General features: G+C 37.1%; 2 protein-coding genes. One reads left to right on the top strand and one right to left on the bottom strand.

Going from position 1 to position 15,518, the window contains the following annotated elements; translation table 11 throughout:
* Window positions 1–68 precede the first annotated feature (68 nt).
* Window positions 69–15,101: a DUF7507 domain-containing protein gene (locus tag MKY70_RS08375; RefSeq protein WP_341074488.1), complete on the top strand. Its 15,033-nt coding sequence runs from the start codon at window positions 69–71 to the stop codon at window positions 15,099–15,101.
* 67 nt (window positions 15,102–15,168) lie between these two features.
* Here the strand turns inward: MKY70_RS08375 and MKY70_RS08370 are convergent, their stop codons facing one another.
* Complete coding sequence (locus tag MKY70_RS08370) at window positions 15,169–15,309, bottom strand: FbpB family small basic protein (RefSeq protein ID WP_001228051.1); 141 nt, start codon at window positions 15,307–15,309, stop codon at window positions 15,169–15,171.
* Between the last annotated feature and the right edge of the window lie 209 nt (window positions 15,310–15,518).

The following is a 15,518-nucleotide window of genomic DNA, read 5'->3' as shown; positions in this document are numbered from 1 at the left end:
TGTTTCCCTTTACCAGTTACACACATATCCTATTTTGACCAAGACTCTATTGTAAATGAGGTGACAACATGCCCATTACGAATCGATTTTCTACCACCACTAACGGCGCACTCGCTATTACAGGAAACACACTAGGTTTAAGTAAAATTAGCGATCTAAACCGTGCTGGTACAATCGGTGCAATTGGTGCATTCGTAACTACGAATACTGCTTTACAAGTACCTACTTTTCCTGCTGGTACAACGTTAAACTATACACAAAATAGTTCTACCGCTCTTTTAAATATCCCTGCTGGTAGTACTATTCTTTACGCCGAACTCGTTTGGGGTGGGAACTATTTATCTCGTGATCAAAACATTACGAATGTATTAGGAAACCCAGTTTCTTTTACAACACCTGTTTCAACATACTCGATTACCCCTTCCGCTGTTACGTCTTCAAATCAAACATTCGTTTCTGGATCTGTCACATTTGGATTTTATACACGTTCAGCAGATGTAACGTCAATCGTTCAAGCTGCTGGATCTGGCTCTTATACAACAGGTTCTGTTCCTGGACTTGTAGATCCTTTAGATGCTTCTAATGGAGCAATTAATTCTGCAGGATGGACACTCATTGTCGCTTATCAAAACGGTTCCTTACCCGCAAGAAATTTAACAATTTACGTAGCTGGTAACCGCGTTTCTGTAGAAACTGGTAGTGCAGATGTATCTGTCTCAGGGTTTTTAACACCTGCAGGAGGACCTGTAAGCGGGCGATTATTTTTAAGTTCTACTGAAGGAGATGCTGATTTAACTGGGGATCAAGCTTTATTTGGACCAAATTTCAGTTCATTAAATGCATTATCTGGGCCAAATAATGCTGTTAATAATTTCTTCGGTTCTCAAATTAATAATGCTGCAGGGAACTTAGATACAACTGGTACATTTGGAACGCGAAACCAGAGTGCCTCTACAAGTACAAATATCTCCGCTGGAAGACAAGGATGGGACATTACTTCCATTGATATTTCTCCTTATTTAACAAATTCCCAAGTATCTGCCTCAATTCGTTTAACTACTAACGGGGATGCATATATGTTAAATACAGTCGGTTTACAAATCAATATAAACTCACCTAATATACAAGCAACTAAAAGCGTGAATAAAAGTGTCGCTACAATTGGAGATATTCTAACCTATACAGTTACTGTTCCTAACACCGGGCTTCTTCCTGCAAATAACGTTACTTTTACAGATGTTCTCCCTAACGGTACTTCCTTTATACCTGGAAGCGTAACGATAGATAACGTACCACAAACAAACGCAAATCCGGTCGCCGGTATATCTCTGGGGACAATTAATAATGGCTCTTCTCGTACAGTAGCTTTCCAAGCGACTGTCGTTTCTCTTCCAAGTCAAAATCCTATCTCTAACACTGCGAATATTACATTTCAATATACACCGATTGCCGGAGGAACGACTTTTAACGGTCTTGCAACAAGTAACTCTGCAGGAACACAAATTAACCTCGCAGATATTAATGGCACAAAATCAGTTAACAAACTTTTTACCGATATTGGTGAAACGTTAACTTACAGTATTGCCTTAGCTAATATAGGAAATATCGCTGCAACGAACGTTATATATACGGATCCGATTCCTAGCGGGACTACTTTCATTCCAGGGAGTGTAACTGTTAACGGGGTTACTCAAGGGGGAGCAAATCCTGCTAATGGTATATCAATTGGATCTATTGCTGCAAATTCTACTACTACCATTTCCTTTCAAGTATTCGTTCCTTCTATCCCCCAAACAAATCCAATATTAAATAGTGGTACAACAACATATCAATACATTCCTGTACCAAATCAGCCGGCAGTAAGTGGAACTGATACGACAAATATTGTCTCCACTCAAGTGAATAATGCTACTGTAACAATGACAAAAGCAGTAGATAAAAACTATGCAGATATTGGCGATACACTGACTTACACTGTTGCCTTTACAGGAACAGGTAATACGAATGCGAACAATGTTATTTTTACAGATGTCATTCCTACCGGAACAACTTTTGTTCTTAACAGTTTAACAATAGATGGCACGACACAAGTGGGCGCAAATCCCACTAACGGTGTGAACATTGGATCGATCCCAACTGGCTCCACAAAAACTGTTTCATTTCAAGTAGTAGTAAACACAATACCCGCGTCAAATGTCGTATCTAATGGTTCAAGTGCTTCTTATCAATATACCGTCAATCCTAGCCAATCACCCACTACAAAAAACATTTCTTCTAATCTCGTTTCGACTCAAATTAACAATGCGAATTTAACATTAACAAAATCAACAAATAAACAATTTGCTACAATTGGCGAAACAATCAGTTATACAATTCTTATTACAAACAGTGGAAATACAGCTGCAACTAACGTTCAACTAACAGATCCACTTCCAAATGGAACGATATTAACATTAGGTTCTGTAACGCTCAACGGAGTTTTGCAAAATGTAGATTCTCTCGTTGCCTTACCTATTGGTACAATTCCTGGTGGAGCTACTGTTACCCTCTCTTTCCAAGTAACAGTTATCAATATTACTGCACAAAACCCTATCATTAATAATGCTTTCGCTTCTTATATTTACACTGTAAACCCAAGCCTGCCACCAACTTCAAAAACAGCAAATTCTAATTCTGTTACATCAACAATTAGACTAGCAAATCTTCATGCTAATAAATCTGTAAGTCAAACGTTTGCGGAAGTTGGAGATGGATTAACTTACACCTTTGCTCTTACAAACGATGGAAATGTTACAGCGAACAATGTATTACTATCCGATTTCATTGTGAATGGCACTTCCTTTGTACCGAACAGTGTTATAGTTAACGGTGTTACTCAGCCGGGCGCAACACCAGCTAGCATCAATATTGGTAGCATCAATGCTAATACTACAATTACAGCTTCATTCCAAATATTAATAACTAGTATTCCAAACCCTAATCCTATTTTGAATAGTGCTTCCGTTTCCTATAACTTTATCGTTGATCCAAACGTTTCTCCTGTAAGTACAAACACAACTACAAACACTACATTTATCCAAGTTAATGATGCAAATGTAATTTCGGCAAAAACAGTGGATCGAGCGTTCGCTACTGTTGGAGATATATTAACTTATACCGTTTCTTTAACTAATACAGGAAGCGTTTCTGCTGATAATCCTACTTTCATAGATATAAATCCAGATGGTACTACCTTTATTCCAAATACTTTTCTTATTAATGGCGTTTTGCAAAACAATGCAGATCCAAATATCGGTGTCCTGTTACCTTCTATTCCTGCTAGCGGATTAATTACCGTTTCTTATCAAGTAACTGTCACTGCTTTACCAGCCCAAAATCCAACAACTAATTCATCGAGTACACAGTATAGTTTCGTTCTAAATCCAGGTGATCCACCAATTATAGAAACATCTTTAAGTAATACTGTAAGTACACAAATTAATTTAGCAAATGTAATTATTTTCAAAGATGTAGATTTAACTATCGCTGATGTTGGGCAACCAATCACATATACAATTGCCTTAGCCAACCCTGGGAATACTCCAGCAAATAATGTAATTGTTACCGATATACTACCTCCTGGTACGACTCTCGTACCAAATAGTATTTTTATAGGTGGTACTTTACAGCTAGGCGCCGATCCAAATGTCGGTCTTCAAGTTGGTACAATTCCAGCAGGCGGAATTACAACAATCGTCTTCCAAATTAGTGCAAGTGGAATACCTTCACCAAACCCAGTTCAAAACAGCGCTGCACTTCAATATAGCTTTATCGCCGATCCAAATTTACCTGCTGTTGTGAAAAATGCTATTAGTAATATTGTAACTACACAAATTAATACTGCTAATATTGTTGCAACGAAGCTAACAAGCACAAACTTCTCTAATGTTGGCGATGTCATAACGTATGCAACGATTTTAACGAATAACGGCAATATCCCTGCCTCTAATGTAACGTTTACAGATATCATTCCAACTGGTGCCATCTTCCTTCCTAATACTGTAACGATTAACGGTGTCCCTATAGCCAACGCAAATCCTGCTAATGGTATTTTTATCGGTACGATAGGGGCGAATTCATCACGTACCGTTTCATTCCAGGTTTTTGTACCAAATATCCCTGCTGTAAATCCGATTACGAATCAATCAGGCACAACATTCCAATATACGTACGATCCATCCAAACCAGCTGTAATGCAGATGGTGGCTTCTAACACGGTACAAACAACAATTAATAACGCTACGATCACCGCTGCAAAATCTGCAGATAAACAGTTCGCTAACGTAAATGATATTATTACGTACACGACTACTTTAACGAATAGCGGGAATACACTTGCATCAAATATAGTATTTACAGATGCCATTCCAAGTGGGACTTCATTTATTCCAAATAGTGTAACAGTAAATGGTACTACACTCCCTAATATAAATCCAACAAATGGCGTAGCAATTGATCCAATAAACCCCAATACAAATACAACAATCTCATTTCAAGTAATAGTAAATTCCATCTCTAGTCCAAATCCAATCCCGAACCAAAGTAATACAACGTACCAATATGTCGTAAATCCTAACTTACCTCCAGCATCCGCCAATGCGTTAAGTAACGTAATAACAACTCAAATTAATAACGCTACGATCGTCGCTACTAAATCAGTGAATACACCGACAGCTGCAATTGGAGATATCGTTACCTATACGATTGCAGTTACAAACACAGGTAATATCCCTGCTAGTGCAACTGTTTTAACAGATGGACTTGGTGCGGGCGCTTCATTTGTCCAAAACTCCGTAACTATCAATAATGTTCCACAACCAGGACTAGATCCATCACTTGGTGTTCACTTAGCAGATATTCCGCCAGGAGATACTGTATTCATTACTTTTCAAGCACAAATTTTAGCGATACCATCTAGTGGCACATTAACAAATAATGCCCTTGTAAATTATGAATATACAGTGAACCCAAACCAATCACCTGCTGTTGGTAGCACTGTAACAAACACGACCATTACTCCAATTGTTGATGCTACTTTAGTTTTAAATAAAAATGCGAGTACAACTTTCGCTACGATTGGTGATACGATTACATTCACCTCATCTGTTACAAACACAGGAAATACAACTGCTAACAACATTGTTTTTACAGATATGATTCCAAATGGTACTACCTTTGTCCCAAATAGCTTTAAAATAAATGGTGTAACCGTCCCAAATGCAAATCCACAAAACGGTATCAATATTGGTAACATAAATTCAAATGCATCGGTTACACTTAGCTTTCAAGTAAACATTACAACACTTCCAAACCCTAATCCAATTCCGAACAAATCATCGCTTCTATATAGCTTTATTGTAGATATAAATGAACCGCCTGTTTCACGAACAGTTCAATCCAATAAAACTTTTACACAAGTAAATACTGCTTCTGTTATCGCAACAAAAGCTGCAAACAGTACATTTGCTGCTGTTGGAGATACAATTACGTATACAACAACCCTTACCAATAGCGGAAATACAACTGCAAATACGCCTGTTTTTATAGATATATTACCAACTGAACTTTCATTCGTTCCTGATAGCGTACAAATTAACACCATCCCACAACTTGGATTTAGGCCAGATAGCGGGATTCCTTTAGACCCAATTCCAGTTGGAGGAACGACAACCATTAGCTTCCAAGCTATTGTCGGTTCAATACCAGCTTCAAACCCTACGATGAATCAATCTAGCACAACGTACTCTATCATTGTTGACCCTACCGAGCCGCCTGTTACAGAAACAGCTACTAGTAATCCGGTCTTAGTTCAAATAAATGAAGCGATCATTCAAGCAACGAAAAGTGTGGATCGTATCTTTTCTGACATCGCACCTGGAAATTCATTTTTAACGTATACTGTTTTACTAGAAAATGTCGGGAACACGACTGCTACTAATATCATTTTTACAGATCCGATTCCAAATAATACAGTATTTATAGAAGATAGCGTTCGAGTAGGTGGGGTTTCATTACCTGGGGTAAATCCAGCGAATGGTATACCAATTGGGGATATTATTGCCGAAGATTTTATAAACGTCACCTTCCGCGTGCAAGTAGTTAGTATTCCAAATCCAATTTTCACAATCGGACCTGGGGGGCCAAACTCACCGGTTGTAAACGGTGCTTCTATTAATTATCAATTTATGACCGGACCTAATTTACCACTTGTTTCACGAAGTACAACATCCAATCCTGTTTCGACACAAATAAATTCAGGGGAAATTGTGGCGGTTAAATCTGTAGATAAAAATTTTGCAACTACTGGTGATACACTTTCTTATACAATTTCACTAAGTAATCCAGGAAATGTAGCATCACAAAATGTGCTATTTACTGATATCCTTCCCGAAGGAACTTCCTTTATATCAGGAACACTTATAAAGGACTCAAGCACGCAGCAAATCGGTAATCCGGCAAATAGTATAACAGTTGGAGATATCAATCCAGGAGAAACAGTAAACATTCTATTTCAAGTTCTTGTTACAACTATACCAAGTATCAATCCAATTTCTAACTCTAGTTCCGTACAATTTCAGCATATTGTCGATCCAAGTCAACCAGCTATATCACAAACCACTTCATCTAATACCGTTACTACGACAATCAATAGTGCCATATTAACTACGACAAAAAGTGTTGATAAGTCTGTTATTTCTGTTGGCGATACACTTACGTATACAACGAATATTACAAATACAGGAAACACAAAGGCTACTAATATGATCTTTACAGGTGCTATTCCTGCTAGTACTTCATTTGTTCCTAATTCCTTCACAATAAACGGAGCTGCCCTGCCTGGAGCCAATCCAGCACTTGGAGTATCCTTACCAGATATCAACCCTAGTGAAACAGTCATTATTACTTTTCAAGTAAATGTTCTTTCTGTTCCTCCGTCGAATTCGATTATGGGTAACGATACAATTTTATATTCTTATACTGTTGATCCAAACGGCACTCCTGTTACAACTTCTACTACAACGAATATTGTTACAAACCCTGTACTTGACGCTATGATTACGATGGTAAAATCGGTCGACCAAACACTTGTAACACTAGGTGATACCATTACCTATACAACAATTTTAATGAATAGCGGTAATACAAATGCGACAAATATCACCTTTACTGACCTAATACCAAGTGGCACAACGTTTATTACTGATAGCGTTACAATAGATGGCATCAGACAAATTGGTCTAACTCCAAATATAGGCATAACGATTGGAACTATCGCTCCTAACAGTTCTATATCTATATCATTCCAAGTTACCGCTACTTCTGCACCAGTTCAAAATCCTATTGCCAATTCCGCTACTGCTTCTTACACATTTATCGCCGATCCAAATGCACCAATTGTTTCAAGAAATGTTACTTCAAACACAGTGTTTACTACAATTAATACAGCTACCATTCTTTCATCGAAACAAGTCGATAAATCCTTTAGTCGTATCGGAGACACACTCACTTATACTGTCACTTTAACAAACAACGGAAATTCCTCCGCACAAAATGTTATTTTCACAGATACCGTGCCAAGCGGAACTACATTTATTGCAAACACATTTTCTATTAATGGAATTCCTCAAAGTGATGCAAATCCAGTGAACGGTGTAAACATCGGACCTATAATGGCTGGGACTACAGTAACCGTTTCATTCCAAGTTACTGTAACATCATTACCAATCGAAAACCCAATTGTAAATTTCTCATCAACATCGTACCAATTAGTCTCACCACCTGATGCAGAAACTTCAATTAGTAATCCCGTTTCAACACAAATTAGAGAAGCCATATTATCCATGACCAAAAATGAAAGTGTATCCTTTGCAGATATCGGGCAAACTGCTTTTTACACTACTTCTGTTGCGAATTTAGGTAATACAGATGCTACTAACATTGTATTCACAGATATATTACCAACTGGACTCACATTTATTCCTAACACATTAACTGTAGATGGTATTCTACAACCTGATGCAAATCCGAATTTAGGTGTCTTACTTGCAACACTTCCACCAAATGAAATATATAGTATTGTCTTTCAAGTTACAGTTAACAGCATTCCACCTATTAATCCAGCACCGAATACAGCATCCACGAATTATGAGTTTACTGTTGATCCAAATAATCCTCCCGCTTCAAATACAGCTAATTCTAACACTACACTTCTTCAAATAAACAACGCAAATATTATAAGTACAAAAACAGCAAATCTTGCTTTTGCCGATGTTGGTAATACAATAACATTTACACTTAACCTTCCTAATACAGGGAATGTGGCTGCAACTGATGTAACTATTATTGATATTCTTGATAGCAATTTAACTTTCGATCCAAATAGTTTCACAGTTAATGGGCAAACCATTCCAAACGCTGATTTATTTACTGGTGTAAATATCGGACCTATTAATGGTGGTGATGTAGTAACCGTCTCATTCCAAGCTACCGTTACAACTCTTCCACTCAACAATCCTATTTCTAATTCTGCTCTTACCACTTACCGTTATATTGTTGACCCAGACCAGCCGTTTATTTCAACCGCTAATCAATCTAATACATCGACAACACAAATTAATAGTGCTATTCTTACTGCAAAAAAAAATTCAAATGTGTCAACGGTAGATATCGGGCAGGATATTGTATACACCGTCACAATTACAAATAGTGGGAATGCCAGCGCGACGAATGTTCTTTTTACCGACATTATTCCGGACGGAACTTCTTTTGAAACGAATAGTTTTACACTTAACGGAACTATTATCCAAAATGCAAATATAATTACAGGCGTTCCAATTGGTGAAATTGCGCCAAACCAATCTGTCATTGTAGAATTTCATATTACCGCAAATGAAATCCCGCCTATAAATCCAATTACCAATCAAGCTAGCGTTAGCTTTCAACATATCGTTAATCCGGCTAATCCTCCCGTTTCAACAAATATTACTTCTAATAACGTTTCAACAAAAATTGAAAGTGCTATTTTAACTACTATTAAAATAGGTGATAAATCATTTGCAACAATTGGCGATACAATTACGTATACAACCACTATTTCAAACGTAGGAAATATTCCTGCTAACAACGTTATTTTCTCAGACCATTTATCGACATGGACTCAATTTGTTGCAGGATCAGTCATTGTTGATGGTACTTCATTGCCAGATGCTTCTATCATTGACGGTGTTGGCATAAATACAATCAATCCAAATCAAATTGTAACAATCGTATTCCAAGTTCAAATAATAAGCAATCCAACAACCTTCACACCTGAACTCCAAAACTTAGGATTTGTTAACTTCCAATATAACGTAGGCAATTCATTACAGGCTCAGCCTGGCAATGTGGAGACGAACGTCTTCGTTACTTCTATTAATTCAGCAATACTTTCAGCTGTAAAAACTGCTAATACAGCCTTTTCGAATATCGGAGATACAATCACTTATACAGTTTTGATTCAAAACAGCGGCAATACAAACGCTACGAATGTAAATTTCTCAGATCTTATTCCAGCTGGAACGACCTTTGTTGAAAATAGTTTTTCTGTAAATGGAAGTATCATTCCAGGGGCAAATCCAAATAACGGAGTTAATATCGGAACCGTTAGTACGAACAGTTCCTTAACTGTTACTTTCCAAGTCATAGTCACATCTACTCCACCCTCAAACCCAATTACAAACGTTGCATCTATTCAATTCACATTCATTGTTGACCCGGCAGCTCCTCCTGTTACAAGCACAATAAATTCTAATGGCGCTTCAACACAAATTAATAACGCTACCGTTACTACTGTTTTAGAAGCAAATCGATCAATCGTATCCATCGGAGATATAATTACGTATACAGCAACATTAACAAATACCGGAAACTTCCCTGCAAATTCTGTATTGCTCATAAACGGAGTTCCTGTAGGTGCAGTATTCGTTCCAAATAGCGTTACGTTAAATGGAATTTCACTTCCAAATACAAGTCCAACTCTCGGTATTCCAGTTGGTATTATCGCACCAGGTGATTCTGCTACTATTACGTTCCAATTTCTTGCAAGTTCTATTCCACCGCAAGGAGCGATTATAAATCAAGCACTTACAAGTTACACTTATATTGTCGACCCAAGTCAACCTCCAGTTACAGCAACATCCTCATCTAATACGGTTAATACAGCTGTCGTTGATGCATCGTTATCCGTAATTAAAAATACAGATTCTCTCGTACAATCTACTAACGGTACAATCACTTACACAGTAGTCGTTCAAAATAACGGAAATACAACTGCAAATACAGTTAATTTAACAGATTTGGTCCCTGAAGGAACTGCATTTATTCCTAATAGCGTGACCATTAATAGCGTTTCCGTTCCAGGTGCCGATCCAAACGTAGGGATACCATTAAACGCCATCGCGCCGTCAGAAATCGTCACCGTCACATTCCAAGTTATCGTTCAATCCATTCCAAGCGTGAATCCAATTTCTAATACAGCCCGTATTGACTATACTTTTATCGCCGATCCAACCTCTCCTATCATCTCTCGTACAATTACTTCTAATCCAGCTTTCACACAAATTTCGGATGCGAATGTTCTTTCTTTAAAAGCTGTCAATGCACAACAAGCAACAACCGGTGACATTTTGACCTATACGATAACGCTAGAAAATACCGGAAATATTCCAGCTACTAATCTCATATTTTCAGATACGCTTCCAGAAGGGACTACATTCGTAGAAAATAGTTTTACACTTAATGGAACAGCTATACTTGGTGCAAATCCAAATGTAGGGGTTGCTTTGCCTAACCTAGTAGCAAACGCTACTCACCTTATTTCGTTCCAAATTCTTATTAACGATTCATTCTCGCAAGAATCGATTACAAATCAATCTAATACAACATATACAATTCAACTAGACCCAGGACAACCGCCTATTACTGAAACATCTACAAGTAATATTGTCATTACAAATTTCGTGCAAGCACAATTGACAGTTACAAAAACGTCCAATCCAATAACTGTAGATATTGGCGGAACTATACTTTATATTTCTGAAGTGAAAAATATCGGCAATGTTGACGCAATAAATATTATTTTTACAGATTCTATTCCAGCTGGGACTACATTCGTTTCCGATAGTGTCACAATTAATGGTGTCCTGCAGCCAGGTGTAAATCCAGAAAACGGAATACCACTTGGAACAATTCCAGCAAACAGTTCCAAAACGATACTATTTCAAGTGCAAACAAACAATCCACCTACTGAAACCGAAATTGTAAATCAATCTTCTGGAAATTACCAATATGTAAGTATTCCTACAGCTCCACCGGTGAATCGCTCTGCAAATTCTAACATTGTTACAACATCACTTCAAAATGCAAATATTATTTCTGTTAAAAGCGCGGATGTAACTTTCGTATCAATTGGGCAAATTATTACCTACACAAATACACTACAAAATATAGGAACCATTCCAGCTAACAATACCGTGTTTATTGATAACATTCCAGAAGGTACTATATTCATTGAAGATAGCTTATCAATAAATAATGTGATTCAGCCTGGCGCGAATCCTGAAAACGGAGTAACTCTCAGCACGATACAACCAAATGAAACAGTCACTATTTCATTCCAAGTACAACTTACAAATATACCGTCCGGCAATACAGTCATTAATATTTCAGACACTTCGTACGAATACCAAATTGACCCTAGCTCTCCGATTATTCAGCGTAGATCGTTATCAAATGCAGTAAACACGGAAGTGCGGACGGCAAATGTTAGTGCAATTAAATCCGCCAATAGATCCATTACACGCATCGGTCAAATCATCACATATACAGTCGCCGTTACAAACGCTGGTACAGTACCTATTACAAATACTCTCCTAATTGACGCAATTGCTGCTGGCACCACATTCGTTCCAAATAGCATCCTTGTAGATGGCATACCAAGACCTAACGAAAATCCAATTACCGGTATCAATCTTGGTATTATCCTTCCAAATAATACGATTATTGTTACGTTCCAAGTAAATGTAGTCTCTATACCTGCACAAAATACTATTAATAATATCGCTGTTATACACTATGAATATCAACCGGAACCAAGCGCACCACCAATTTCAGAAACGACCTCTTCCAATACTACAAATATACAATTTATTGATGCTATTCTTATCGCTACAAAATCCGCTAATAAAGTATTAGCTAATATGGATGACACCATTGAATATACAGTATTCATTCAAAATAACGGATCTACTACAACTAACTCCATCTTTTTTACAGATACTATAGAAGATGGAACAGTATTTATTCCGGGAAGTGTAACAGTTAACAACACTGTACTTCCTGCAGCAGATCCGAATATCGGCTTTTTCATTCCTAATATTGCGTCAGGGCAAGCGACTACAATAACGTTCCAAGTTTCCGTTACGAATTTACCAGCTTTAAATCCAATGCCTAATACTGCAAACATCGTCTACGACTTTATTTTCAATCCTGACTTTGCACCAATTCAAAAATCTACTACTTCCAATACTACTTTCGTCCAAATTAATGATGCCGATATCGTTTCACTGAAAACTGTTAATTCGACTTCTGTAACGATTGGCGACATTTTAACTTATACAACAACTTTAACGAATATAGGAAATACAGATGCTACTGCTGTTGTATTTACAGACAACATACCTGATGGAACAACCTTTATAGACGGTAGCGTTTTAGTAAATAATATTCCTCAGCTTAACGCGAATCCAAGTACTGGTATACTTGTAGGAATGATTGCACCTAACGTTTCTATTCCAGTCACGTTTTCCGTTACTGTATTAGCTCTTCCAGCTAGCGGTCGTATTCAAAATCAATCCACTTCTCGTTATACAATTAATGGTGAAGAACAAATATCGACTAGTAATATTACCTTCACTGAAGTTATTTCTGCTAATGTAATTGCAACAAAAACAACGCCTATCCAATATGCTGACCTACAAACTATCATCCCTTACACAATTTCCATCACAAACAATGGGAATATACAAGCAGAAAACATTATCGTTACTGATATCATCCCAGCAAATACGAGCTTTATAGAGAACAGTGTTATTGTGAATGGCACCGCTCGTCCAAATGACAATCCACTTAGCGGTATACAAATTGATAACATTCCGCCTAATACGACAGCAACTATTCTATTCCAAGTCCGGGTTACTTCCATTCTGCAAACAAATCCAATCTCTAACACGAGTACAATTGAATATGAATACACGGTACCAGATAGGCCACCTATTACTGAAACTATTATTTCATCAGCTGCCGTAACAGAAATTCATCACGCGAATTTAAATAGCAATAAAACTGTTGACCTTGCATTTGCAACGGTCGGTGATACGTTAACGTATACGATTACACTAAATCAAACTGGTAATGTTTCAGCAGATGATGTAGTCATTCAAGATATTATTCCTCAAGGTACTACGTTTATAGAAAATAGTGTCATTGTAAACGGAGAAACTGTTCCGGGAGTTAATCCAGTAAGCGGCATACCAATTGGTACTATAATTATAGGTGGAGATGCCATCGCTTCATTCCAAGTAACTGTAACTTCTATTCCAACACCAAATGAACTCAACAACAAAGCAATTACTACTTTTAACTATATAGTCAATCCAAATAACTTACCTGTTACAAATACGACTACAACAAATACTGTCACAACAACTGTCCAAAATGATAATATCGTTGCCATAAAATCTGTTAATGCCACGAATGCATTACCTAGTCAAACTTTAACGTATACAATTACAATTACTAATAGCGGTAATGTAACGATTGAAGACCTTCTTGCCATAGACACCGTACCAGTAGATACAATTTTCATTACTGGCAGTGTTACGATTAACGGGATCAATCAGCCTAATGCGAATCCTGAAAATGGTATTCCATTAGGAAACCTTGCTCCTAATGAATCTGTTGTCATTACGTTCCAAGTAACAATATCTTCTTCGACTCTTCTACCTGCAATCAATAACGATGCTTCTGTTTCCTATACTGTTATCATTGATCCGAATGAACCACCTATTACAATTACAAAGCAAACAAATGTCGTCACAACAACAATAGTGGATCCAATGGTTGGTATTGCAAAAATCGCTAACAAATCTATTACTATTACAGGAGATATCATTACATTCACACTAGACGTATTTAATCATTCTCCGATTCCGACTATAAGTACTTCCATTTTAGATACGATTCCAGCGGGTACAACATTTATTGAAAATAGTGTAACAATTAATGGAATACTATTTCCAAATATTCGACCAGACACTGGTATTAACATTGGTTCCTTATCGGCAGATGGAGTAGCAACTATAACATTTAAAGTTCTCGTAACTTCTATCCCTTCAAACAGTACAATTATCAATTCCGCAACAGTTACAGCTGCTTTCCAATTGACACCACAGGATCCGATTATTACTTTCATCGTTAATTCGAATATTGTTCGTATACCAGTTCAATTTATAACTGCAACTGTGCTTAAAAACGCTTCCGTTAGCTCAGCTTATTTAAACCAATATTTTGATTATACGGTGCATATTACGAATACTTCGGAATTTTCAATTACAAATATTTCATTACAAGACACCATTCCAGCAGGTTTACAATTTATGAACGGTACGGTCTTCATTAATGGGGAACGCTCTCCACTAGCGAATCCGAATATCGGTTTCCTAGTCGCTACTAATTTGGAACCGAACGAAACAATTATCGTGTTATTCACAGTACAAGTGATAAGTCCACCTATTAATAATGAATTTAAAAACACGGCAAACGTTTCTTTACAACTTCAAGTCTCTCCTACCGATCCACCAATCACAGTAACCATTACAAGTAACGAAAACATCGTCACCTTTATTCCAGAAAATCCAGATGAAACACTTCCAAATTTAAATTGTTTCTTTGACGGTGAACATTTCATACGCATTACTCCTCGAAATATACGAAATTACTTTTGGACTTGGATTTGGTGGCGTTAATCAAAAAAGAAAAAGCTTGTAGTTCGGATAATATCCAAACTACAAGCTTTTTTCATAAACAAAATTATCAATTGCTAGCAGCACTATATGCTACATGTCGTTTCTCAATCCGTTCTTCAATTTCTTTCATATTCTCTTTATTAGTTAGTAGGGATTGTTTATTTTCTATTAATAATTGTTTAAAGGATTTTCTCACTTTTTTTCGCATGTTTATTTTCCTCCTTGGGGGATGGTTTATATAAAAGATAACTTGAAACTTTAATCAATGAGAGGATTTACCCTCACTAATTATTAGCCTACATCAATCGGGCTTTTACAGGGAGTTACTCTTCCATCATCACTCTTTATTCAGCTATAATACTGAGATAGAAGTCCTATCTCCCGTTAATGCGGGATAAGGATTTATCTGTGTGTCCT

It is taken from the genome of Bacillus sp. FSL R9-9492, from assembly GCF_038007365.1.
GTDB classification, from domain to species: Bacteria; Bacillota; Bacilli; order Bacillales; family Bacillaceae_G; genus Bacillus_A; species Bacillus_A mycoides.
The sequence above is the reverse complement of the archived record's forward strand: the minus strand, read 5'-3'. Positions and strand labels throughout refer to the sequence as shown.

What these genes read in the sequence shown, in the direction of transcription:
- MKY70_RS08375 (WP_341074488.1), top strand. Translation starts at nt 69, where the DNA reads ATGCCCATTACGAATCGATTTTCTACCACCACTAACGGCGCACTCGCT.
- MKY70_RS08370 (WP_001228051.1), bottom strand. Translation starts at nt 15,309, where the DNA reads ATGCGAAAAAAAGTGAGAAAATCCTTTAAACAATTATTAATAGAAAAT.